Annotated in this window: 18 protein-coding genes; 9 read left to right on the top strand and 9 right to left on the bottom strand. The window is 39.9% G+C overall.

Annotation, left to right across the window (positions count from 1 at the left end):
• Positions 1-47: 47 nt before the first annotated feature.
• The 3 genes from GVK91_RS00870 to GVK91_RS00860 all read right to left on the bottom strand — a co-directional run bounded on the left by GVK91_RS00870 (position 48) and on the right by GVK91_RS00860 (position 4646).
• Positions 48-1700: a DUF6377 domain-containing protein gene (locus tag GVK91_RS00870; protein WP_159726463.1), complete on the bottom strand. Its 1653-nt coding sequence runs from the start codon at positions 1698-1700 to the stop codon at positions 48-50.
• A 257-nt stretch (positions 1701-1957) separates the two neighbouring features.
• The gene (locus tag GVK91_RS00865) at positions 1958-3169 is read right to left on the bottom strand and encodes an alginate lyase family protein (RefSeq protein WP_159726461.1); all 1212 of its coding nucleotides are present in this window, start codon (positions 3167-3169) and stop codon (positions 1958-1960) included.
• A 22-nt stretch (positions 3170-3191) separates the two neighbouring features.
• Complete coding sequence (locus GVK91_RS00860) at positions 3192-4646, bottom strand: glycoside hydrolase family 30 beta sandwich domain-containing protein (protein WP_159726459.1); 1455 nt, start codon at positions 4644-4646, stop codon at positions 3192-3194.
• A gap of 617 nt (positions 4647-5263) precedes the next feature.
• Between GVK91_RS00860 and GVK91_RS00855 the strand changes: the two genes are divergently transcribed.
• From GVK91_RS00855 to GVK91_RS00845, 3 genes are read left to right on the top strand one after another with little or no spacing between them, the layout of a single operon-like run.
• Complete coding sequence (locus GVK91_RS00855; RefSeq protein ID WP_159726456.1) at positions 5264-6688, top strand: DUF5125 domain-containing protein; 1425 nt, start codon at positions 5264-5266, stop codon at positions 6686-6688.
• 22 nt (positions 6689-6710) lie between these two features.
• Positions 6711-9923 (top strand): TonB-dependent receptor, encoded by a 3213-nt coding sequence (locus GVK91_RS00850; protein ID WP_235032733.1) that lies wholly within the window; start codon positions 6711-6713, stop codon positions 9921-9923.
• A 13-nt stretch (positions 9924-9936) separates the two neighbouring features.
• The gene (locus GVK91_RS00845; RefSeq protein ID WP_159726452.1) at positions 9937-12018 is read left to right on the top strand and encodes a RagB/SusD family nutrient uptake outer membrane protein; all 2082 of its coding nucleotides are present in this window, start codon (positions 9937-9939) and stop codon (positions 12016-12018) included.
• Between the two features lie 151 nt (positions 12019-12169).
• Here the strand turns inward: GVK91_RS00845 and GVK91_RS00840 are convergent, their stop codons facing one another.
• The gene (locus GVK91_RS00840) at positions 12170-13144 is read right to left on the bottom strand and encodes a zinc-binding dehydrogenase (protein ID WP_153844694.1); all 975 of its coding nucleotides are present in this window, start codon (positions 13142-13144) and stop codon (positions 12170-12172) included.
• A gap of 63 nt (positions 13145-13207) precedes the next feature.
• Entirely contained in the window at positions 13208-13786 is a 579-nt protein-coding gene (locus GVK91_RS00835; protein ID WP_159726450.1) for a Crp/Fnr family transcriptional regulator, read from the bottom strand.
• 685 nt (positions 13787-14471) lie between these two features.
• Between GVK91_RS00835 and GVK91_RS00830 the strand changes: the two genes are divergently transcribed.
• Entirely contained in the window at positions 14472-15359 is an 888-nt protein-coding gene (locus GVK91_RS00830; RefSeq protein WP_159726448.1) for an MBL fold metallo-hydrolase, read from the top strand.
• A 143-nt stretch (positions 15360-15502) separates the two neighbouring features.
• Here the strand turns inward: GVK91_RS00830 and GVK91_RS00825 are convergent, their stop codons facing one another.
• The 4 genes from GVK91_RS00825 to GVK91_RS00810 all read right to left on the bottom strand — a co-directional run bounded on the left by GVK91_RS00825 (position 15503) and on the right by GVK91_RS00810 (position 19500).
• The gene (locus GVK91_RS00825; protein WP_159726446.1) at positions 15503-15934 is read right to left on the bottom strand and encodes a helix-turn-helix domain-containing protein; all 432 of its coding nucleotides are present in this window, start codon (positions 15932-15934) and stop codon (positions 15503-15505) included.
• A gap of 238 nt (positions 15935-16172) precedes the next feature.
• Entirely contained in the window at positions 16173-16370 is a 198-nt protein-coding gene (locus tag GVK91_RS00820; protein WP_159726444.1) for a hypothetical protein, read from the bottom strand.
• Between the two features lie 422 nt (positions 16371-16792).
• Positions 16793-18577 carry a DUF885 family protein gene (locus GVK91_RS00815; protein ID WP_159726442.1) on the bottom strand — a complete coding sequence of 595 codons (1785 nt, stop codon included), beginning with the start codon at positions 18575-18577 and terminating at the stop codon, positions 16793-16795.
• A 110-nt stretch (positions 18578-18687) separates the two neighbouring features.
• The gene (locus GVK91_RS00810) at positions 18688-19500 is read right to left on the bottom strand and encodes an AraC family transcriptional regulator (RefSeq protein WP_227550082.1); all 813 of its coding nucleotides are present in this window, start codon (positions 19498-19500) and stop codon (positions 18688-18690) included.
• A 281-nt stretch (positions 19501-19781) separates the two neighbouring features.
• On the opposite strand from GVK91_RS00810, the gene GVK91_RS00805 reads away from it, so the two are divergent.
• From GVK91_RS00805 to GVK91_RS00785, 5 genes are all read left to right on the top strand, one after another.
• Positions 19782-20642 carry a hypothetical protein gene (locus tag GVK91_RS00805; RefSeq protein WP_159726440.1) on the top strand — a complete coding sequence of 287 codons (861 nt, stop codon included), beginning with the start codon at positions 19782-19784 and terminating at the stop codon, positions 20640-20642.
• Between the two features lie 47 nt (positions 20643-20689).
• Positions 20690-23068, top strand: coding sequence for a hypothetical protein (locus GVK91_RS00800; RefSeq protein ID WP_159726438.1), 2379 nt, complete (start codon positions 20690-20692; stop codon positions 23066-23068).
• Positions 23069-23667: 599 nt separating this feature from the next.
• Positions 23668-24501, top strand: coding sequence for a DUF3347 domain-containing protein (locus tag GVK91_RS00795; protein WP_159726436.1), 834 nt, complete (start codon positions 23668-23670; stop codon positions 24499-24501).
• 176 nt (positions 24502-24677) lie between these two features.
• Entirely contained in the window at positions 24678-25610 is a 933-nt protein-coding gene (locus tag GVK91_RS00790; RefSeq protein WP_159726434.1) for a TIGR01777 family oxidoreductase, read from the top strand.
• A gap of 58 nt (positions 25611-25668) precedes the next feature.
• Positions 25669-26529 carry a fumarylacetoacetate hydrolase family protein gene (locus tag GVK91_RS00785; protein WP_159726432.1) on the top strand — a complete coding sequence of 287 codons (861 nt, stop codon included), beginning with the start codon at positions 25669-25671 and terminating at the stop codon, positions 26527-26529.
• Positions 26530-26665 lie beyond the last annotated feature (136 nt).

The raw sequence follows: 26665 nt of genomic DNA, 5'->3' as shown, positions 1-26665 counted from the left end.
ATGCTCATTTTTCGCCTTGTTATTTATTTAAAAAATCGTTCTAATTTTTATGTAAATGCTCCGATCTCCTTCACGCGTCCTTCAAAATCTTCCCTTGATACACGCGATCTATTCTTCATCTTTGTCCGATAATTATAGATCGTATTAATAGAATATCCAAAAAAGTTGGCAATCTCCAGGCTATCTACAATACCCAAACGAATCAAAGCAAAAATGCGCAACTCCGTATTCAGCACTTCACCTTTCTTCAAAACAATTTGTTCTTCTTTGGACAACAACGTATTTACCTGATCAACAAAATCAGGGAATAGATTAATGAACATCCTATCAAAATTTGCAAACAATTCCTTCAATTCTTCATCTTTCAACGAATTGTCACGTGTCATCCGGGCGAGCTCTTCGTATTGTCTTTCTTGCATTTTCTTGTTTACCATCTTCCGATAGTTATCTAACTTGGTTATATAGATTGAACACTCGCCCAAAAAATAGGCAATATATTCTTCTTTGAGGTGGTTTGCTTCCGCTACCTCGAGGTTACGGCTGGCCAGTTCCTGATTCATATCATGCAGTTTACTATTAAAACTCGCCAGTTCCTGATTTGCATCAGCCAGCTTATTCGCATAGGCGCGTCCTTTCTTCAGCTGTTTGTACACATACAGAACAGAAATCACCAGCATAACAGACAAAATGGAGACAAGCAGCAGCAGTCCTTTTAGCTGCTGACTTTTCTGTTCGTTTTTTCGCTGATATTCCCGATCAATAATGGCTTGAATATTGAGAATCTCCGAGCTGCGAATCCGGGTATTGTAAGCTTTAATATTGTCCAATGAAAAACAGATGTAATGGTATGCCCTATTGATATCATCCTCCTGCATTAAAATATTGGCCAATACCGAGATTGAGGCATTATCTCTGATCGCAAGCTGTATATCCGAAAGCGCCGAAAGCGCTAGATATTTTTTTTCATTTTCGACATCTCCCTGCTCTCTGTAAATCAATGAACGATGGAATGTAACCAATGCATAGCCAAGTTGGTTGGGCGACGTGAGCCGAAGGCGTTCATCGTTCACTTTTAGGGCATCCACATATTGCTTTTGCAGGCGAAATTTCTTTTCTACGGTCCGTAAATGCTCTTCCGACATTGCCGGTGCCAAATTGCGTACCATATCGTTAAAATGGTTTGCTTGGGTCCAATAGCTGCTTCTGGCCTGTGTATGCTGCGTATATTTTCCCATACCAAGATAAAGTTCCCGATAGGCAATTGCATAAGGCAATCTTAGATCATTTTCCAGCGTAGCTGATTGGATACTCCCCAATAGATCAGCGGCCTCCATATGCATCCCCAACCCCACAAAAAGATTTGCCAGGGCTATTGTAGATTCATTCCACTTATATTGGTCTTTCAGTTCTACAGCGATAGTTCTGTTCATATTCAGATAGTGAATAGCCGAATCCGACACATAGTTTCTATATTCATTAAACAGGGCAAAGTTAAAGTGATAACCTTTGTCTGAGCTTTTCATCAATGCATTACGCTGTGCTTTCAAACCAAGTATCCGGTCTTCTTTTTGCTTAAAAAACAGATCTTTATCCTGAATTTTACGGTCCAGCACTTGCAATAGCGAATCTATCCCACTTTGCGCATGGACAACAGAACTGGTTACAATACACAATACGATAGTCAACAGGTTTATTTTCATATAAATTGGTTACTAAAATCATCCAGCCATGGCCATGCCGTATGTTTAGCATTTCGATGAAAAACATATTTAAGGTGTTTATAGGTTGGATTGAATGATTAAATATAGCAATTTTACCAAATTCTATCGATTGTGTTTGTTATCTTCTTCTATTAAGAACCGAAAATAATCGGCTCATTCCCGCTAACTCTCTCTATATACGCCTGTATTTTTAGATTTTAAAATACAGGTGTCCGCAAGATCAGAAGCTGCGTATTTTAATTTATCAAATCGTCTGCTCCATACAGAAGTCGCAAGCGATCAGTCATATCTTCCTTGGCATAACGTCGGTATAAAACCCGGTTTTGTTTTTGGCTGGGATCGAGCGCTAAAACCCGAATCAGATCACGGCATATATCCTGTTGCTTGGCCTCCCAGCCGCTAATCTGCTTGTAAGGCCAGCTTGCTACACTTTTCCCCAAAAATGTGGTTAGGTATTCCACCCCTTTCAGAATTGAACGTCCATCACTGGAGCTTCTGCCAAGCAAATCAATACCCAATGTCCGTGCGGTTTCACATACATCCAGCATATGAGTCAGATTGTATTGCGAATAATGGTAAGACAAGGTGCGCCACAGCTCATTCGGCTGTTTTCCATCGGGTTCGATCTGGGCAAAGATTCTCTTTTTAGGGAAATCTGCAATTATTTCTCTCCCTGCTTGCTCATCTCCCGAGAACAACAGATAGGTCATTAGCTGAGCGTCATAAGCTGTAGCATGGTTGTTTTTCGCGTTTCTTTCTGCTACGCCCTGTTTACTTTCCTGCATCCAATGTGCAAATTCGCCAAACCATTGTTTTAGGCTCTTATCATCCTGTGTGCTATAGCTTGAGTATGTTTTCAGCAGCTGTATACTACTTAGCATTTCCACAAACGAATAACTGTCAATCAATCCCTCCGGTCGGCCTTTAGAGTCATCTCTACCCGGAATAAATTGGGCGTAGTTCAAATTAGGGTTCATACGCGTATCGCTATCCAAAAACCAAGTCCGTAGTAGCAGCACCGCTTTTTTGGCATATTTTTCATCAGCGCTATAAAAAAAAGCCAGACAAAGCGTATTCAGGTCTGCACACATATTGCCCAGCACCTCGCGGTCATATTTACCTAACTCCGGATTGGATTGACCATCTTTATTCACATAGGGCAATCCATTTGCTGTAGCTGGATTAGGCCACCAGTACCTGCTTAGGCTTACATAATCGTGTTTATCTCCACTCGGCGCAATCGCTTCTTTGTGTACAACGGAATACACTGGCCTCAACATGGCCTCCTCCGCTTGCTTTAGCAATTTTTTATAAGCCGGGTTATAAGCCGCGGTCTCCAGACGATCTTTTACGAAGTTCATTCGTTTTTTATTCCACAGCCATTGTGCAGACAGCCCAAAGTTCGTGAGGAAAAGAAAAAGTGCTGTCGTGTATATTCGTATTATCATATCTACTAGTTTTATGAGCGTGTTAGTCCCAACGATAGGAAACGACCGATTTAGGTGGTACCGTATAGGTGAATTGTGTTCTTTGATCCGAGATGGTAACGATTTTTTCCATTGTTGTTTTATTTAACAGCACCAGAGCCATCGTACCATCACTGTTCTGAAATCCCGCGTGTATAAGTCCGTCGGCCGCTACAGCCTTCGTCCCAATACGTGTCGCTCCAGGTTTCACAACAGCGGAGAGGTGACTAATGACATAGTAATGAGAGTTTCTAGAAATTGATTTATAGTTTTTACGGTCAATATCTACCGCGCCATAACAGGTTTTACACCCTCCTTCTCTCCATGGTCCCCTATCCGAATCCAGCATCAGGTTCCAAACCATAACTCCGCTACACCAATTATTTACCGTTCCCAAACCTACCTCTTCCATATCTTCGATCAGACGCAAAGCAAAATCCTGCCCCTTATTCCAAGTGCCGATGGAGGTTTCGGTAAATAGGAGTCCTTTATCAGGACGGGCATCGTGTATATGCAACAGCTCATCTCGTTTACCCCCGTAATTATGATATGCCGCACCGGCAAGATATTTCGAAGCAAGGCTATCTGCATAAATATGTAGAGGATATCCCTGTTGATCTTTCATGTTATCGTAATTATAGTTATGATCAAACGCATATATTTTTGTATGGAGACCAGCGGATGCTATCTCCGCTCCCAAGCTTTTCACAAAATCCCGCTGTTCCATCCACCCCATAAACAGAGATGCTGAATTTTTTCGATTAAGCGGTTCATTTTGCGGCGTTATTGCATGTATCTTCACCCCGTTTTCCTCAAATGCACGAATCCACTTAACAAAATACTTAGCATAATCTGTATAATAACGGGGATTTAACTGACCACTAGTCCAGGAGTTAAATGGAAGCAGATCAACGAGGTTGTTAACCTTCATCCAACGTGGGCTCGTCCATGGAGATCCAAGAATTTTGATATCGGGATTGATCTTTAAAATTTCTTTTAACATCGGTAAAACATAATGCAATTCTTCATTCTGTAAAGCAAAATGCTCCAAGCCTTCCTCATCACAACAGGTATATTCACTGAGCGAAAAGTCTGAACAGCCAATGGAAATCCGTATATAACTATGACCAAAACCTTTTTGGGGGTTAAAAGTTTCGTTTAAAAAACGCTGACGATCTTTTTTCTGCATCTGCATCAAATTATAACAGGTAGATCCCGTTATTGCGGCTCCAAAACCATCCATTTGCTGAAAACGGATCTTTGGATCTAGCACAATCGTAGTAACTACATCTTTTTGTACCCTTGCATCGATCCGTATGCTCTTCAAATCTTGTTTTTTATCCTGCGTGGTCACATACAAGTCAACTTGATCCTTGGCACGTCCGGGTGAGGCCTGTACAAAAGAATAAAATAGGCACGAAATCAGTAATGACATTAAACGGCAATTGCGTTGTTTCATTTTTTAGTTTTATCGAGGTTTAAAATTGATATTATTGATTGACACAGAAGTTTAAGTCAATCCGTTGCAGGCAAATTTATCATTTCAGGAACCTTCAACATATAGACCTAAGAAAAAATGAGAAAACCAGTCTTAAAAATTAAACATAACCAACTCACTACAAATAGTTTAAATATTAAATCAAGTCAAAAAAAAGTAGATCACAGTATTTATTTTTAGCTACGACCAACAAAAAAACCACGTATTGGAATTTAGTCCAAACTATTTTATTTAAAGGTCAAACCTCACTAATCACTACTTCTTTTTCAAATCAAACAAAACACAACAACCTAAAAAACAAAACATTAAACAAAAAACAACAACAAGAAAATCTCACTTTTGTTTTAGTTCATCTCCATTTCATTTTCGAGACCATTAGTTTTGTATCATAACCGTTGCAAAATATTTTCAGGTTCACAGCACTGTCACCCGAAATACAAATAGCCAATTTTTAAACGCAAACCTATAACATCCATATGAGAATTAAGGAACCATAACATCCTGGAGAAGGCTGTTACTACAGCTTGTATATAACCTAAGATAAACTGAATAAAATAACCAATCAATTAACACATGTCATGAGAAGAAAAACCAAACTTTTTCTGATACTGGGGGTATCCTCGGCTCTCTATACCTGCAAAGAAGACATCCAAATTGACACCCCGGGTATTACTTCGTACCAAACGGCCGAAGTAGCTTATTTGGGTGACAGCATTCCATTGGATATTACAATTAAGGGGGAGTATCCGATCAATACCATCAAAGCGACTTTTTTCCGGAATGGCGAACAGATCGCAGAAAGCATCATTCCAGCGAAAGAAGCCGGAAGCTACCGCAACAGATTAAAAATACCTTTTACCAAAGGAATAGCGGATGGTCCAGCAGAAATACAACTTATGGTGAAAAATAAGAATTTTAACTACAGCACAGTTATGGTTCCAATTCAAGTCACCCGACCTAAATTCCCATATTTGACACTCAAAACTGCATATGGAAATTACCGAATGGAGCCTGTACCCGGAGAATCCTATAAATACGCAGTCAGTGCAGCTTTCCCAAATACAAAACTGAATGCTTTGATTGAAGCCCCTGCTTACGGGAAAAATGGAAACACCCTTTTATTTGGCGGAACTGAGATCAGTGCTTATGCCACCGATAAAGATTCTATTCCATTTCAAATTGTTCGGGCGCCGGGCACCGTCTTTACCGTCTCATTTGATACGCGCAGTTTTGAAGGCTCCCCTTTTCTAAAACCAGCGTTCGGGGGGATTGATTTTCCAAATTTCGTAAACAGTATAGCGGTCATAGAGGCCGAATTCAAACAAAATCAATCCATTAGCTTAGATGGCATACTTGATATTGCGAATTGGTGGATTGACCCAAGCTTTTTATCCAACAATGGAGATGGCTCCTACAGATTTAGGGCAACTGATGGAAAGTATCGTATAACGGCCCATCAGGCATTAAAATATTTTAAGATTGAACCTATGCAGGGGAATATGCTGGCCGATTTTGATCCTATAAGTAAAACCGGGGCTGTATGGATAAACGGTGGCATTGGAGATCAGGCAGGATCTTCACCTGCTGAACGGTTTGGTATTCCTTCGGCGACGGCTAATGGGGCATTATGGAATCCCGAAAAGAATGTTGCCATGGCACCGCTTGGAAATGGTATCTATCAAATTAAACTAATCGCTGGTCAAAATCTATTTCTGAGCAATGTTTCGGGAAGTACTGCTGGTATAGCATTCTATCAAAACAGCCGGTCCTTTGACAATTACTTTGCGCTCAATTTAGTACAAACCTTATATGGTAATCCTGGACAACCAACTTCTGCAGGAGGATCGGCACGTTTTGAGTTAAAAACTTCCAGTGGTAATCTGAGCAAAGGAGCGCCAATCATTTCGACAGGTAGCAACCGCTCATTGGGCGTAAACCGCACCTATGTATTCACTTTAGATACCAAGGTGTCTCCTGCCGCAGTAACCATTACCCTAGAATAATGAAGATCACAAAATTATGAAGATGAGCGAAAAAACAATATTTGCAACTAGCACCCGCTTTATGCACCGAAATCTGCTATCCCTCTCCCTACTTTGTGCCCCTTTTGGCTTATTTGCACAACAGGCAAAAGTATCAGGTCTTATTACGGATAGCAAAGGAAATCCGGTCTCTGGTGTCACTGTTTCTGTCAAAAACCAAACAGCAAAAACAAATACCAATGCCTCAGGACAATATAGCATACAGGCTGCACCTGGAAATACCCTTATATTTACTTATGTAGGGTATATTACGGAAGAACATATCTTAAAACCCGAAGAAAACACGGTCAACATCCGTTTGACAGAGAGTGCATCCAATTTGGACGAGGTTGTCGTCGTCGGCTTTGGTAAACAAAAAAAAGAAAGTCTGGTGGCCTCGATCAGCACCATCACCGCTAAAGATCTCGCGGTTACAGGACGTTCGCTATCTAACTCCATTGCCGGGCAGGTCCCGGGCATTGTTGCGATACAGCCTTCGGGAGAACCTGGATACGATGACTCGAATTTTTGGATCCGTGGGGTAAGCTCTTTTGCTGGTGGTACTAGCCCGCTGATTATTATTGATGGTGTACCGCGCAGTAAATCCGATATGAGCAACATACCCGTAGAAGATATCGAGACTTTCTCCGTGCTTAAAGATGCTTCAGCCACGGCAGTATATGGAGCCGAAGGTGCCAATGGTGTAGTACTGATTACCACAAAACGGGGTATGCCACAGAAGACAGTTATTTCCACCGATTTACAGCATGCTATCCGTAAGCCACTACGTTTGCCCAGTTCACTGGATTCGTATCGAACCCTAAGTTTGTATAATGAAGCAACCTGGAACGAAAAAGGAAATCCAACCTCAGGCTGGTTACCAACTTACGACGATAAAACGCTAGAAAAATACTTAACAGGAGCCGACCCGGATTTATATCCAAATACCAATTGGCTGGATCTTTTAAAACCAAATACGAATGTTTCAAGATATACAATAAATTTCCGTGGCGGTGGCGATCGTGTCCGCTTTTTCAGCTCAGGAGCCTACTATACGGAAGACGGTCTTTACAATTCACATACGGTCGAAAATTACAATGCGAATCTAAAATACGAACGTTTCAACCTACGCTCCAATATAGACATGGACTTGACTTCGACAACAAAAATGTCAGTCGATCTAGCAGGTTTCTTTGTTAAACAAAATGCACCGATACAAACAGCGGATAACCTATGGAGCATTATCACCTTGGCGCCACGTTATTTGTTTCCAATGGTCTATTCAGATGGTACTTTTGCCGAACATCCGGTCTACTCTGCAGGATCAGTTGGAACCGGGGAGCGAGCCAACCCCTACAACTTACTGAACAACATGGGGTATAGCCGAAATCAAGAAGTGACCTTACAATCCAAAATCAACTTGACACAAGCGCTGGATGTGATTACCCAAGGATTGTCCTGGCGTGGAGCAGTTGGTTTCGACAACCTCTCACAGGGTCGTACCAACCGCACTAAAGAGGCAAGATCCTATTATGCCAATTCAAGGGATGCAAACGGGAATCTCGTCTTTAGCCAGATTCGTGGTGGTGCAGCACTTTCCAATCCGGCGGCAGCAGGAAGTTCAGGAGAACGCAATATCTATCTGGAAACAGCCCTGGATTACAAACGTACACTGGGAAAACATGATGTATCGGGATTAGTCCTCTATAACCAAAAGGAAAAACAATACCAGAATCGAGGCAATGGTCTTGAAATGCTTCCGTACCGTAAACAGTCTATTGTTGCCCGTGGTACCTATGGCTATGATGGACGTTACCTACTTGAAGCAAGCATGGGAATGACTGGAAGTGAGAACTTCGCCATGGGCAATCGCTGGGGTCTATTTCCTTCCATAGGTGCGGCTTGGTGGGTAAGCCACGAAAAATTTTGGGAACCTTTGGAGCAAATCGTCAGTAAATTAAAATTTCGGGTATCATATGGTAAAACGGGAAATGATGTACTAGCAAATGATCTTTCGCGCTTCCCTTATCGAGAAAAACTGAATGAAGGAGCCGCGGGTTATAACTTTTCCTGGACCGGCGGTGCTGGTGTAGGCGACGGGCAGGGTTCAGGAAGTCCCGGTGCTGGTATCGTAGAGAGCGATTATGCCACCCCGACACTTAAATGGGAGGAGGAAAACAAATTTAATACAGGAATTGATATTGGCCTATTCAAAAACCGGATCGATGCGACCATAGATTTCTTCTACAATGAACGCTTTGATATTTTAATGCGCCGTCGTACATTGCCAACATCTGCAGGTTTGCAGGTTGCTCCGATGCAGAATTTTGGACGCACAAACAATCGCGGACTCGATATGAATATAACGGGGACACAAAAGGTCAATGAAGTCACCTTAAGTGCGCGTCTAAACTATACTTATACCAAAAATAAAGTCGTTGAGTTTGATGAAATCCCACCGTCTTATACCTATCAAGCCTACACAGGCCAAAGCATCGGCAAACCCTTTATATATATTGCCGATGGCCTATATACTCCGGATGATTTCGACATTACAGTCAACCAAGCGAATGGAGCGCAAACGTACCAGCTTAAATCGGGCCTCGCAAACCCTGGTTTTGCGGTTGCTCCCGGAGACATCCGATATAAGGACCTGAACGGAGACGGTTTGATTAACAACTACGATCAAACGTACAACAGTCTATTCTCTTCCAACATTACCCCTGGAATAGTGTATGGTTTTGGACTTAATGCAGAATGGCATGGGTTGAATATCGGTGTATTTTTCCAGGGAGCTGGTCGCTTTTCGACAAATCTGTTGGGAAAAACAGAAAACTTTTTTCCGTTCGCACGTTCGGTCAACGACGCTGCGTTGCGCGAAGAGGCGATGGACCGCTGGACATATGCCGACCCTTATAACCAAAACGTGCTGTTTCCCAGATTGAGTACTGCCAACAATGGTAATAATACACGCAACAGCACCTGGTGGTACCGCGACGCGTCGTACCTCCGTCTCAAAAATATCGAATTGGGCTATACACTAAAATCAGAATTTGTCAAAAAGATGCATTTAAATACTGTCCGCTTATATATACAGGGTGAAAATTTGCACACCTGGGATAAAGTTAAATTTTGGGATCCTGAGGTCACTGAACGTTCGGGTTCGCGTTATCCGATCAGCTCAACATGGACCTTTGGTTTAAACGTTACTTTCTAATCTGTTTAATACGATGAAAATATTTAATAAGGCTCTTATCTGTCTCGCAATAGCGACGACTACATTATCTACGTCCTGCAAGAAATACCTGGATGTCTCCTCTGAACTTGCCGACAACCTGACGATTGAAGGAGTATTTGAAAATGCCGCATACACTAGACGTTGGCACGGAAATATCTTTAACTGTATCATTGAATATTCCAAAAACTCATCCTCTGCCGACAGAATGAGCAATCCCTGGTCTGCCATTTCCGGAGAGATTGTCGCTAACTTTGCGCGCAATCTGATGGTATCGGGTTACACCGCTGGTAATGCTGGTTATCACCGTTGGGCGACTCAATATATGCAAATCCGTCAGGCATTAATCTTTATCCAACGTGCACATGCAATCTCGGGTTCAGGCAATAATGCTTTGCCTCAGGCTGAAGTAGATCGCATGAAGGATGAAGCCCGCTTTTTTGTTGCTTATTCCTATTTTACCCTGCTGGAACTGTATGGTCCTGTACCATTAATAACCGATCTGGCGGATCCGGAAGATCAGAATCTCGACTATGCCCGTGCCCCGATGGATGATGTGATCAACTACATCGACGGCCTACTGGCAGAGTTGATCAATACAGGAAATCTACCTGCCACTATCAAAAGTAATGTCAGTACAAATCAATATGATACGGGCAGTATGGTACGTCCGACACTTGTCGCAGCACGTGCATTGCGCGCTAAGCTCTGGGTATATGCTTCTTCCAAGCTTTTTAACGGTGGATTTACCGAAAGCTTAGCCATTGTCAATCCCGATGGGAGCCGTTTATTACCAGACTATAATCCACAAAAGATACAAACCGCAAAACAACGTCTAGAAGAATTTTTGGACTATGCGCATGGTCTCGGTCACAAATTACATATCGAGTATTATCCGGCCGATCCTGCTAACCCCGGCGTGCAGGAGATCAATCCCAATGAATCTATTTATCAACTATTTCAAAAGTACAATGATGAAATTATTTGGGCAACGGGATACAACGATTATAGTAATCCCAATAATCAGGAGCGCCGCTCTAATCCCGTAGATCTCTACGCAAGCCCCACTAATTTTGCTAACGTAGGCATCTCACAGGAGTCTGTAGACGCATTTTTTATGAGCAATGGCAAAACGATTTATGATGCCGGATCGAATTACAAAGAAAATGGATTCACGACAGTCAATAACCCTACCCATGTCAATAATCATGCGGATCAAAACATTTTCAATATGTATGCCAACCGGGAGCCCCGGTTTTATGCTACAGTGGGCTACAATGGAAAAAGTTGGCATATTCATGCAAATGAGCATAATAATCCAAATGGTATATACTATCAATGGTACGGTCGCGGTAAACCTTCGGGAATCGCCGGTGGCGAGAATTGGCCAAGAGCAGGGTATTTACTATATAAATTTAAAAACAGACGTATCGCACAAGGAATTAGTTCCATTAACGTCGCCGGTGCACCAGGTACTCCATTCACCGTTTACACTTCCTGGGCACGACCTTCTATTTTGTTCCGTTTAGCCGATTTCTACTTGTATTACGCCGAAGTCCTCAACGAAATTAATCCCAACGATCCAAAAATTATCGAATATATAGACAAAGTAAGGCAACGCGCCGGGATACCGGGTTATGCAGAAATGGAAGCAAGCGGTATTAAAACCGGTGTTATCGGTAATAAAGCCGGACAGTTTAAAGCGATTGTTCAAGAAAGACATGTTGAATTATTAGGCGAAGGACAGCGCTGGTTTGACATGCGCCGATGGATGATCTGTGATCCTGTAAGCGTAAATCAACCAGACAAAGGCGGAGTTGATGGTGATATGACACGTATGACCGGAATGAATATGAACGGTTTTGACAATGTACAACAAACTTACGGTCAGAATACCACAACAGTAAAACCTTTAGGTGACCCCGATTCTTTCTACAAACGGACATCCGTAGAAAACCGGCGGTGGGTAAAAGAGTATTATTGGTATCCTGTTCCCCAAGATGAAATCAATAAAAGCAAGGGCCGTTTACTCGTTCAGAACCCCTTATGGCCTGTGGTTATTGGAGCGGCGCAGTAAACAATTATAGAAAACCGAGATATATTACCATATATTTCAATCAACTGTTGTCTTTACCATCAAAGGAGCTTATCAGTCAACTTTGATGGTAAAGACAACATAAAAAATTAAACACCCAAAGGCCAAAATCAATAGTTAACGACTGCATTTTTCAGATTAAAACAACTAAGCGTTTGCCTCCATCGATATTCATTTCCCAAGCGTTTTCAATGTTTTTAAGTGGAATATTTACCGTTTCGATTTCTAATTTTCCGTCAGCAGCAAGCTGAAACATTTCGGGAAGTATTTCGGTAATCAATAACTTTATTTCTTCCGGTCTCCAGGTACCTAAACCCGAGCCTGAAAGCTGAATATCTGTACTGCGTAAAATGGAAGATGACAACGTAATTGAATCGCTCATCATTCCGCCAACAGTAACGTAACGCGTATGGTGCGAAAATCCGCCATTGCCTTTTAATGCCGATAAGATCAGCTCTGCACTTTTTCCCCACAAGTAATCAATAACCACGTCAATTGGATTTTGCTGCTGCAAGGTTTTTAGTCGTGTAATAAACGCTTCATCGTCTTGTTTCAACGAAATGATCTCATCTGCACCTAATGATAATAATTCGTTTAAAGACTGTTCGTTTCTTCCTGTCGCTATCACCTTTTTTGCACCGTAATGTTTGGCAATTTGCACAGCAATTTTGCCGGTAACACCTGTCGCACCGTTAATAAGTACGGTTTCACCTTTTTGCAACCCCGCTCTGAAACGTAATGCCAAAGCTGAGCCCATTACTGCATTTGGTAAAGCTGCTGCTGTTGCATCGTCAATATTTTCGGGTAGTCTTACCGTACGTTTTTTTTCAACAACGGCTTTTTCGGCGATCATTCCACTAACGCCAATTCCGTAAACACGTGTACCGTCTACTAGTACCCCAACTCCATCTCCACCGACCACTTTTGCTGCAAACACTTCGTCTTGTGTGGAATAATGTTTTCCACTTGCCTGCATCCGGTCAAGGTTTTTCACGGCAGATGCTTTCACCGAAATCAATAATTCGTTTTCATTTTGCACTATTGGCTCGGCAAAGTTTGCTACATATTTTGGCATTTCGCCTTTTTTCAATACTACTGCTGCTTTCATTTTGTCTAAATTTTATGCAGCAAAATTAAAAACCGATACTTCAGCAGGCGATAACATTTGTTATTAAATCCGCTTTTTTGCCAATATACTTTTTATCCGACTTAAATGGACCGAAGAAATCCCGAGATAAGAAGCGATATAATGTTGCGGAACACGTTTTATAATTTCGGGTCTTTCTTTTAGCAAATTAATATAGCGTTCCTGCGGCGTATTTTTGACCATTGAGAAAAAATAATTCATATAATCGAATGTCCGTTCAAAAATTTTATCTATAAGCATATCCCGTAACTGTGGAATTTCTTTAATTTCTTCGATTATCCTGTTTAGGTCGGTTTTGTGTACCCACCACAAAACGCTTGGTTCGATGGTTTCTATATTGGTCTGGCTTGGAATATTTTTCCGGAAGCTTTCAATGGAGCCAACAGTTTCATTTTCAAAAAAAAATTGGGAAGTAATATCTTTACTATCATTATTGAACCAAGCACGAATCCCCCCCTTTTCAATCAGAAACATTTTTTTGGAAACTTCGCCTTCGTTCAAAAGTATGGTTTTGGCAGGAACTTCAATGCGATGGAAGCAATCTATATATTCGTTCCATTTATCGTCATCAAGTTGGAATTTATTTCTGAATTGTTCAAACATTTACTTGTCGTACTTGCACTGTCGATATATAAAATAGCTCTCTTTCACTTCTACTAACTTACAAAAAATTACGGTAGTGAAAGAAAAGGGCGGAGTAATATGAATCTATATTATTTTTCTCTCAACTGATAGCAGCAATCCAATCATTTAGGTACAAAAAAATGGTTCGACAAATTGCCGAACCAAACTAATCACATTTTTTCTACCCAATTTCCTGTTTCATCAAATTATCTACAGGTAAAGTTCAATAGCCATTTAAACTTTCCGAAATTTACCCAACAACCAAATTGGGCATATTCGATAAACTAGGATTTGGGTAACCGTATGAAAAAAACCTATCCCTCAAATCAAAAATAAAGCTTTGTTAATTGTCTTTTATTAACATAATTATTCCATCACTTTCTTTTTTTATAACATTCACAACATCTCTAATCTAAAACATGGAATAGTTATTTGTAGACAGATCAACTTCTTCCCTAACTTTCCACAACAATGGCCACATCACGCCCGGCCAAAATCAAAAACGTATTTAACACTAAGTTTTCATGAAAGTAGTAGTATTCAGCTTAACGCTAATCCTGAGCCAACAGCTTCTTGACACAAATATTTTATTGATTTATTACATTGTGTTTGATTTTCATCACTCTATTAGCTTGTTACAAGCCGTTTTTCCAACTTTGGCAATATGAAACAGCTTAAAAGAACAGGCCATGTCCAAATTCCCTTCGGCACGCTCGAACTTGTACTCCTGACAGATGGTTATTTTACACTAGAAACATTACAGCCTACCCTTGCCCCAAAAATACCCTCACAACTAGTCGAAATGGAACTGCAAAGGCTTTCACTTTCAACAAAGGACTATCAAGCGCCTATTATCGTTATGTTGATCAAACAACAGGATCGATATATACTCATTGATACTGGTGAGGGACATTATGACACTGACAATGCCGGAAATTTAAAAGAAAGTCTGCTTTTAGCAGATATTGACCGCAATAAGATCACAGATATTCTCATTACGCACGCACATCGGGACCATATCGGTGGTATATTAAATGTCGATGGTTCACCCAATTATCCAAACGCAACATACTACATGGCTAAACGCGAATTTGAATTTTGGATGTCAGATCATCCTGATTTTTCGAAGAGCGAAAATCCTGAAATTGGTCAATCTAACATCGATTTAATACGAAAAACACTTCTAGGTATTGAGGTCAAATTGCAGCTATTTGAACCGGGCGACCAACTATTTTCCTGCATTCATACAGAATCAGCAGCTGGGCATACCCCAGGACATATCATCTATACAATAAAATCCGACAATAGCGCAATTACAAATCTCGTTGATCTAATACATTCACCTATCCTAGTTTCCCAGCCTCATTGGGGAACCCAATGGGATATTGATTTCAATTGTGCTGTGGATACACGGATAAAAATACTTGATCGCTGTTATCGAGAACAAACACTTGTGGTCGCATCTCATATGCCTTGGCCAGGGATAGGCTTCATAGGTCGAAAAAACAAGTGTAAAGAATTGGAGTGGATTCCTAAAAACATCATTGACTAAAATGTCTTTTCCAAAAAAACACGCAGCAGATTGCGCTACTTCACATAGCGCAGTATGCACGTTTGCAATTAAAAGTCCATTAGCTGCAAGGCTCAGCCTCAGCTCGTTTTGGCAGATGTATACTATATTTTTTACTTCAACCGCTATTCTTCAACCTCTTGCATTCCAGAATGCTCCAAAAACTGACGTGGCGATAATCCATTATGCCTTTTAAAATAATTGGAAAAACCCGCCAGATCATTGAAATTAAGATCTACAGCAACTTGCTTGATCGATTTGTCTGTACTCAGCAATTCAGACATAATGACATTAACAACTTCTTTCGCGATAAAAGCATTGGCATTCATATCGAGGTGCTTCCTGCAGAAAACATTCAGGTAATTTGCAGAAACCCCCAATTTATCCGCATAATATTTTACCGAACGATGCTCTCGACAGAATGCTAAAAGTAACAACGAAAAACGTTTGAGAAGAGGTTCAAGTTTACCTTTTTTCTTGGGTTTCAGTTTTCCCAAAACTTCTCGGTTGAACATTAATGCTATAATCCTGAATTTTGAAAAAATAATCTCCTTCATCCCCTGCTTGAACGCAAGCTCTCGATCAATCCCCTAAACTCTCTCAACATCTCTTGAAAAATCCGAGTCGAAAGGTTCATCACAGGATTCTTTTTACAATATTCAATCGGATAAATAAAGAAATTCTCAAATGCCTTAAAAAGTCGCCCGGAAACAAATACGGTATGTGATTTCGTTCCTGCCCAAATATCCCAATTATGAAGCTGGCCAGGAAAGACTATGTGTAACTGCTTACAGTTTATTTCATAAGCAACCCCATCGATAGTATGCGTGCCACCCCCTCTTTCAAACAACAAAAACGAAAAAAATCAAGTCCGATAGGCTCTTTTCTATACATCTGCCGCTCAGTCTTGAAATATAGAATCTCTTCTTTTGTCCCCCTCAATTCCTGAAAATATTCAAAATGCTCTATTTCATAATTTTTGTTTTTCATCATATCCAATTATTTGCAACAAATGACGTTATTTGCAACAAATGACGCCATCCATACGATTCTAGGGAATCTGTCCCATATGTGTGAGAAAATTTATCAATTCTCCCTCAACAGAAAATAATATCGAATTAAAATAACATTGAATTTATCGATTCTCAAAACGTAAGCAGCAAAATGAATGATTTGATAAAGCATATAGATGAATTTTATAAACGATTTTTCATTTCACCTACTACCAAGAAGAAATGATTGCATTAAAACAGGCCCCTATTCACAAAAAATAGATTAGTAATGCAGCACTCTTCCCACTGATATACTTGTTGAACAAATAGCTCTTTTTATCCCTAATAACAGCGACATGCCTAAGGTCATAAAATGTTGTTTGTGGACCAATGAGAAGATCAAACCAGATAATATTCCAAATTTTAATTGGAAATTTTTGTATTCCAGTCATCCAGGAAATTTTCAAGAACATCCAATGGCAAACAACCATATTTTAACACTGCGGCATGAAAAGCCTGAAAACTAAATTTCTCGCCCTGTAAGTTTTGGCATTTTTTTATCAATTCTTTGATTTTTAGCTCCCCGATTTTATAAGAAAGTGCTTGTCCTGGCCAAGCCATATATCTTTCAACTTCTGCCTTTGCGATATTTTCGCTTATTGATTCATGATCCATCATATATACAATTGCCTGTTGTTCAGTCAGCCTTCCGGTATGAATACCAACATCAATTACTAAACGTATTGCACGGTGGATCTCATTATTTAGCGCACCCATCTTTTGATATGGATCTGTATAGCATCCCAATTGTTCACCCAAGGATTCGCAATACAGCGCCCAACCTTCCATGTAAGCATATAGGGCATTTTGTTGTTGGAAAGTAGGAAGTTCGCTATACTCCTGCTGTAATGCAATCTGATAGTGATGCCCAGGTATTGCCTCATGTATAAATGTGCATTCTAGGCCATAAAAAACTGTATTTATCTTAGTCGGGTCAGGTATCGGAACGAAAAAAGTGCCAGCTCTCTTCTCTTTTAAGTTTCCCTTAATATAATAAGGACCTCCTTGTGACGCCTCTTGGTAAGGATCTACGCGTTTTATAACAAATTTCGTTTTGGGCTCCACTAAAAACATATCTTTTAAATGAGGCTGAATCTTATTATATATTTTTTGATAGGCGTCTAGCACCTGTTCTGGGGTTTTAAATGGTCTAAACCTTTGATCTGTGCGCAAAAATCTAAAATAATCTTTTAAAGACCCCTTAAAGCCATTGAGAACCATATTTTGTTCCATTTCATGGGTTATACGGTCCACCTCTTTAAGCCCGATCTGATAAATCTGGTCGGGACTAAGTGTAGAGCTGGTCGTATATAACTTGATGTAGTATTGGTACATTTTATCCCCGTCAGGAAGACTATTTAAGCCCGATTGTAAAGATGCAAAAGGCATATAATCGTATTGTAAATAACTTGCTAACTTCGCATAGGAATTCAAGACATAGTTCGGTATAACTTCGTTATATAGCATTGTCAATTTTTTCCTTTCCTCATGGGAAAAGTTTTCCGGAAATTGTTGCAATGGCCTGTAAAAAGCACTTTTTAAAGTATCTCTTTCACCGAGCGCGATCAATTGTGGAATCATGCGGCCAACCAGAGACCTTGGTAGAACGACTCCCGCTTTCTTCCCTTTCTCGAAATTTGCGATAGCAGTATCTGCCCAGGCCTTAAAAGAGATCATCCTTTTAGACCAATTTGTATAATCTTCAATGGTATGAAATGGCTGGGGACCATTGGTCGAACCAAATAGCGCAAGGTCTGTTGGAACCGAAGCTATAAACTGATTAAAAGGAATATATTCAAAATGCATAGAGAGCCCCTCTAATCCCGTTTTTAACGTATAATCCAATACATCATAGGAAATACGATCTGCCTCTGTCAAGTTTTTCCTATCGAATTGCTGTAATTCGTTTAAACATGACTGATAGAAATTTTTCTTAGCGGCTAAAAAATCAAAAGAACCCTCATTCTGAAGCAAGTCATCGTAGACATGAATACCATCCGCTGTTGCTTGGAGCGGATTGAAATAGCATTCTTTTTCATAGTATTTTTCAAATAGCCTATGTAAAGCACTTAAATGCTGTCCCATAGATTTGCTCGAGTACAAGATAGAGGAGAGCAACAATACAGTTGTTAAAATTTTATTTTTCATTGGAATTAAAGCTTTAATCATAAATAATCCATCTGGACCATTTTCCTTATGATCAAAGTTAAAATCAACACGCTAGACAAAATTGTACCCAATTAGCCTCAACCTTTTTTCTACATCCGTTGATACTGACTCGGCGTGATCCCCATAAACCTTTTGTAGGTTTTAATAAAATGAGCTTGATCAGCAAAGCCACAATTGAATGCGATTTCTGTGAGTGATTGCTTCTTCGATCTGATCATAGGTAATGCCTTTTCAATTTTAATCCGCCGAAGATAATCTCCAATTGTACAACCAAAATATTGAGGAAAATATCGAGAGATGGTAACGGGATGCAAATTCATCTCTTCAGAAATATAACTTAACGATAATGGAATATTCCAATGATCATACAAAAAATCTTTGATCCGGAAAATCCACGCTGGCCCCATACACTTGATGGTAGTGGTACATGTCAAAAGCAGGATGGAAAGTTGCTCCATTGCCAATATGCTTTGTTGGTCGTCTAAATAATGTTCCCCCATAATCCTTACTAAACCGCTTGTGCCCCATTGAATACCATGCGAGAACATGCAAGATTCATCTGGTACATTTAAATCATATTTAGTTAGAAAATCTTCGGTAAATTCAAGATTGAAGATTCTTGTCCCTTTTATATAACCAATATTCTGGTGGATAATACCGGGATAATAATATAGAGAAGTACCCTGTTGCTGCCGATTTTTCTCATTCTGCCTGATTTCAACACTTCCACCATTCAAAATATGTGAAAAATGTGGATTCTGATGACAATGCCAATCAGAGATAATACCAGCCTCGTAATAAATATCAGAAGTAATGATACCAGCAAAAGAACTTTGGCTAACTTCATTCCCAATATACTTGCCAGCTTCTAATACGAGCAGCTTATTGTTTTCATTTTCCACAGCTTTCCCCCTATTTTAAATGTACTTTCATATTTCCGAAATGATAAATATAATTAAAATTCATGTTCTAAAATGATCGACCCGATTAGCCCTATCACTTATCTAAAGATCCCAACATACTTTCTCTCGAACGAAAGTCCAGCCTTTTTATTTTACAACTTCCTCCCGAGCTATTTCTTCTTTTGGGGACATTCTACAAAAAATACCTGAAACCAGTGATAAGGGTTATGGACCAATTCGTCTATTTTTGCAGGAAAGGAGAGTGAAAAATGAGAAAACTAATGGGATGCTATTTAATCATCTTGGTCATCGGACCATTTTGTTCAAAGGCGCAGGAAAATTTAAAATTTGACGATAATTTCAACCTATGGAACATACAAAAGGGTCAGTCGGCAACTGTTTTTGCCACAAAAGCTTATGTGCGTGCTCAACATAGTCTTAAGGCAGCAATCGTAGATTCTTTATCGGTAGGAAATGTCGTTACGATCACCAGCGCGCCTTTCAAAGGAAATACGCTGAAAAATTTTTATGCTCCTTGGTATGAGATAAGTTATTCCGACGGTAGCAGTAAAAAAAATGGTTTTATTTGGCTCGGACTATTAGCGCTCGGAAAACAAACCGCTTCGGACGGCTCGCAATATATTTACGGTTTTGAACGTTTTATCAAAAGTATCAACGAACAGGAACAGGATCATTTCTCCACAGTGGTAAAACTTCTCGACACAAACGGAAATTTTCTAGCTGAACACACCTTCCCTTTCGCCTATTCAGAACAATCGTTCTCCCAGAGTAAATTACTGCCGGCAATGGGCCTTCAAAATGTCAGACAAATCATCCGCATCGAATTTCTGGGGGAAGCCTGTGGTATACCTTCTGAGTACAACTATGTGGCCTGGACAGGACAACGACTTGTGGATCTTCCCAGCAGGTATTCTGTTAGTGATGCTGGTGTTTTCTATTACGATGAAAAGATTCTTTTCCCTTCCGAACACCGAAAAAATAATCAGATTATCTTTAAATACATTGAAGAGGGAGAAGCTATTGACGACAATGCAGAAAATCCCAATTTCAAGATCACAAAAAAAAGTGAAGAATTTCTATGGAATGGTAATGGCTTTGAAAAGATTTCTACAGCTAAATAGTATTTTCCACAGATTTTAACATACTGGATACATATAAAAATTAATAAATGGAAGAAAAGAATATATATGATTTGTTCTACAGCGGACAACTAGACTTATTTATTATTGAAGGAGAAAACCAACTGCGACAAAACGATCAAGATGTTACGCTTTGGACACACCTAGCCATCGCCTATCATGATCAGGCATTCTATGAAGGCCACGAAGCTATTTTTGATGTTATTCAGGAAAAAATGATCCCCTATTTTCAAAAAGCATTGGCCATCGAACCTGATAATGAAACGACCCTATATCATATACTGAATTATGTTTTGGACAATCAAGCGACATTAGCACAAATTGGTCGTCCAAAATTCCATATTACTGAAGGCAATAAAGGTCTATTCATCGAATACGCAAAAAAACTAATCACTTCCCCCAATATGTCCGGATATGGGCACAACTATTTAACCAATATCTACGAAGGGCTCCAGGACGATACAGCGATGCTTCCAGTTTTGGAGGCGAGCATTGATTTCGTTAAAGAAACATTCAAGGATGAGCGGGAAACCTTGGATCATAATTTTTCCATCTTTTGGATAAAGAAAATATACCTGCTTGACCGTACCAAACAGATCAATGAGTCTAATATTTTAGCTTTAATGGAAGCTGATTTTAAGCATTTCATCAGCAGCAATGAAATGAATTATGTGGATCTCGCTGAAATTGCTTACGAAAATAAAGCAATCGACCTAGCACTGCAGATTTTACTTAAGCTTATCAAAGGGGAAAACTCAGCCGTGCATATCCATCAGGAGTTGGTCAAATGGCATACTCGTTTTGAAGAATTGATTGCCGAGGGGTATGAGCACCCTGAGGTCTTCTACTATCAGCTTATCATTGAGCGCAATTACTCAGAAGAAATCGGAATCCCGCTTGACTATTATTATCTCCATGCACTCAAATTGGTCGATGCCTATCCTGATTCTTACGTTGGTTACCATTTTGCGGCAGCCTATCTCTATGACGAGGGGCAGTATGCCGCGGCTATTCCGCATCTAACAATGGTAGGTGAGCGAAAATGGAATGCAACATCCTGGCGACGCCTAGTTGAATGCACCTTTAAAGCCAATGGAACAGTTTACGATCAGGTTCCTACTTTCCATGACCTTCCCCGTGAATGTTATAATGAAGCTGTCGCGCTATCTGATTTTATTCACTCTCAAGACAACTTAACCACAGTTGATCAATCTGCACTACAATTGCTCGTCCTCGAACTTTATCGTCAAGCCTACGACGCTTTCAAGGAGTATTTTGAACAGAATAAATATGAAAGTGACTACTTTGGGGGCTCCCACAACAGAGCCATGAATTGTAATAATCTAGCCTTAGAATATAAGGCAGCGGGAGAACTGGAAATCTGTTATGCTATCGCCACCGAAGGATTAAGCTATTCCGACTTTGAAGAACTTCATTTCACCCGAGCCGATACCTTGTCAGCATTGGAAGATTATGTACGTCTAGAGGAGGTACTTCAACAGTACTTTGACACCTATCAGATCTCGCTGGAAGCCACCCTGGAGCAGCAAGAATTTACCTCCGAAGAAGATGAAGAAGCCGAAGATACGGAGTCTGTTATATTTCCTCCCTGTTACCGCATGCTTATGCATCAAATCGATGTTGAATACCAGCTAGGACGTTCAACAAATATTCAATCCCGGGCCCAACAGCTGCTCGAGTTTATTTACAAATTCTATATTGATCATCCCAATTTAGACGACTACCAGTATCGTGATTTTGAGGCATCAAAGAATGGGATCGAACATATTATCTATCAGATGATCGAACAGGATAATTTGGCACAACGTATCTCCTATTACGAACAGATGGCTAAACAATACCCACACGAAGCGCAGCCTCAATATGTCTTAATGCAACTATATAATGAAAAGAGCAATTACAAGTCCATGAACCTCGCTGCACAGAAATACCTTAAAAATAAACCGGAATTTATCATCGATAATTTCGATAAAGCAAAGACGCTCTATCTCATCGTTAAAAGCCATTACTATCTTACGGAATTTAGCGCGGGTATAGAAACATTCCAAACGTATGACAGCTGGGTACAGTCAGTCATGGAGCCCAATGATTATGTCCTTTGGTTAAAATTTGGAATTGAACTTTTCGCCGAAAACGGAGATATAAACGAAGTAAATAAATACGTCAATGTTTTCAACGGTATTTATCAGCAATGCGATTGGGGCTACGACGATGATGTCGAATCGGTTAAATTAGCAGAGGCATATGCAAACTATAAAACAGGGAATCTGAAAAAAGCACACAATTTGCTTGATGAAGTGCTCGCCTATTCGGATCATTCTCCTTTAGCTGATGAATATAAACGTACCTGGAAAAAGCCCGGCTTTTTTTCTGGTTTTAAGTTTTAAGTATTTCTTTGCTTTCCGAAAAAAGAATTCCAAACGTCGCTCCATGTTATCTGGTCCTCCCAAACTCAAATAACATGGAGCCGATAAAAAAAGTCCATAATGCCAAAAAAAGTTAAAAGTAGAAGCAGATTCTACCCAAAACAACTATATTTGAGCTGATATGGCACTTAAGCGACTTATACTACTATTTTTAACCTTCGGTTTCCTTTTAAGTGCACCCGACGCTTTTGCCTGCCATAAAATGAATGCACACAGTAGTCACACACAAGGTAATGCTACCACTGACAAAAAGGACCATTGTTGTTCAAAATTTAAATCTTCCAAAAAAAAGGCTTTCTGTAAACATCACAAACCATGTAAAAATTGCAATTGTCAATGCACGTATAGTGGTACATTTTTGGCAATTTCCACCCCCCTTGAACAAGGTCATGAACTTTGCGGTATAGCAATCAAAAAAAATTATAAACCCATAGCGCCAACATTTATTTCTGAGGGATATTTTTGTCCTTGGGTCCCGCCAAAAATAAGTTAATCCATACATTGATCATTTATCAATCATTTTTGATTACTTATTTTTATTTATTCTTTCATCCAATCATATGAAAATCAAACATTATATCATAACAGGGGCTTTTGTACTATCCTCTTTAACAAACTATGCACAAAACAACACCGTGAACACCAATGTTAAAATTGCTGGAAACTGCGGTATGTGTAAAAAAACAATAGAAAATGCAGGAGCCTCCGCTCAGGCTAAAGTTGAATGGAACGAAGACAACCAAACAGCGACAATAGCCTATGACGCAAAGAAAACTTCCTTAGATGCTGTATTGAAAAGTATCGCAGGAGCAGGCTATGACAATGAAAAGTACCTTGCCGCGGAAGATACTTATGCTAAACTACATGCTTGCTGCCAATACGAAAGAAATTTAGCTCCTCCAGCTTCAGATAGCCCACAAGACGCAAGCATTGAGCCGGTAGCTTCAGTAGATAACATCAGCAACGTAAGCAATTTTCAAAAGATCTATGACCAATACTTTCTGCTTAAAGATGCACTTGTAGCTGCGGATAGTAAACAAGCTGCAGGCCTAGCAAACGATCTTGCCGATGCAATCGCTAAAATACAAACTGCTGATCTAACGAAAGCGGAACAGGACGTCTGGAAAACCAAAACAACATCACTCAAAGCGACAGTGAAGAGCCTACAACAGGCAAAGGATATCAGTAAACAACGAGAAGCCTTCGCGCTATTGTCGGAAGATATCTATAGTTTGTCCAAAAACTCAAAACCATCTTCTTCTGTTTATTACCAAAAGTGTCCGATGTTCAACAAAGGTAAAGGTGCGACTTGGTTAAGCCGTCATAAAGAAATCAAAAATCCTTACTACGGCACACAGATGCTGACATGTGGCAGCTCAATTCAAACGCTTTAACGAATAACGTCGCTTAATCGACTCTTAAAAGGTTTATCTCCCGACGAGATAAACCTTTTTTTGCAATTGATGCCGCAATGGTGGATTTTTATAAACCAAAATAGTATATTTAGTATCAGCAGAAATTGGTTCGCTTAAATAACAACACGCGTATATTATAAAACAAGGTTCAATTCATGGAAAAAGTAATTATTACAGGTGGTGCTGGAGCTATAGGTCTTCATTTAACAAAGCTATTGGTTGCCAATTTCTATGAAGTTATTATTTTTACCAGAAATCCGAAGTCCCATCCCGTACAAAACAATGTCCGATATGTACATTGGGATCCCAGTAAACAGGAGATTGATGTCAAATCAATTCAGGAAGCCGACTATATCATTAACCTGGCGGGTGCAAACCTCAATTCGAAACGCTGGACAAAATCATATCAACAAGAAATTATTGCCAGCAGGGTAGAAAGTGGGCAACTGCTCTATCAAAGTCTAAAACAAATACCAAATCAAGTAAAAGCAGTCATATCGGCCTCCGCTATAGGTTGGTATGGAACAGACGATCAATACCAAAAGAAACCTTTTGAAGAAGGAGATCCACAAGGCGGAAATTTTCTGTCCTGGGTATGTAACCTCTGGGAAGGAAGCGTGAAACCTATCGAAACATTGGAAAAAAGACTCATTGTCTTCCGTTTTGGGGTAGTTATCAGCAAGGATCAAGGTTTACTCAAAGAAATTAACCGTTTCCTACCCTTTCGTTCAATTCCGGTATTAGGCTCTGGAAAACAGATACTCAGTTGGATCCATATGGATGATCTCTGTCGGATGCTGCTCTTTGGCATACAAAATGATACCATAGCCGGAATTTATAATGCCTGTTCATCTGAACCGCTTCCCCTCGCGGAGTTTGCAAAAAGAATAGCCAAACGTAAATACGGTCCATTCTATATTCCCCTACCCGTCCCGTCATTTTTGATTAAATTTATGCTTGGAAAAAAAGGGCAGGAAATGGTGCTCAATGGCACTTGGGTAAGCAACAAAAAGATAGTACATGAAAAATTCCCCTTTAAATATCCCCTTTTGGACAATAATTGTATAGATAATTTACATATTGATTAATTGTTAATTCGCGTTAATTTCTGCCCTTTTTGGGACAAAATCCGTATATTTGCGGCTTATGAAGATTTTTAGATATGGCGCAAAGGGCTCCGAAAAAGCGGGAGTCATTTTAAACGAAAAGAAATATGATGTTTCAGAGGGAAATTTTCAATACAACCGCGATTTCTTTGCGGATATTGCAAATTTAGAAAGACTTCAAACATATATAAATGAAAAAGGCGATACGCTTAAAGAGATAGCCGACGACGAGCGTATCGGTACACCATTGGAAGCTCCGTCCAAAATCCTTTGTGTAGGGCTTAATTTCGATGATCACGTCAAAGAAACCAAATTGCAACAAGCTTCAGAGCCTATTGTATTTATGAAATCTGTATCTGCATTCAATGGCCCTTTTGATGGAATCACCCTTCCGAAGTTCTCCGTAAAATCTGATTGGGAAACCGAATTTGCCATTGTAATTGGAAAAAAAGCTTCTTATGTTACTGAAGAAGAAGCTTTGGACCATGTGTTTGGCTATGTGCTACACAATGACGTCACAGAGCGTGAATTTCAGATCGAGCGTGGCGGAACCTGGGATAAAGGTAAAGGATGCGACACTTTCGCTCCTATTGGTCCATTTATAGCTACCAAAGATGAAATCACAGATATCGATAATTTAAAAATATGGCTTAAACTCAATGGTGAGCTTATGCAAGATGGCAATACAAGTGATTTTATCTATCGTGTGCCCAAATTGATTTCTTATTTAAGCCATTTTATGAGCTTACTTCCAGGCGACATCATTTCCACAGGGTCACCTGCAGGATCCGGCATGGGCAAATCCCCACAAAGATTCCTGAAAGATGGCGATATCATCGAATATGGCATCGATGGACTAGGATCTGCAAAACAAGTGATTTCAGCTTATCAAGCGTTGTAAAAAACATATATCTGGGTTCTTTCATTCTTTTTCCGTCTGAAAGAACCCATTTTCTTTCACTTGATTTTATTTTATCCCTGGCATTTGTGTACATTTATATCAACATCATCCATTTGTCCAACTAAAATTGCTAAAT

The organism is Sphingobacterium sp. 18053, assembly GCF_902706145.1.
In the GTDB taxonomy this organism is placed as follows: Bacteria; Bacteroidota; Bacteroidia; order Sphingobacteriales; family Sphingobacteriaceae; genus Sphingobacterium; species Sphingobacterium paramultivorum.
This window is presented reverse-complemented; position numbering and strand designations above follow the sequence as displayed.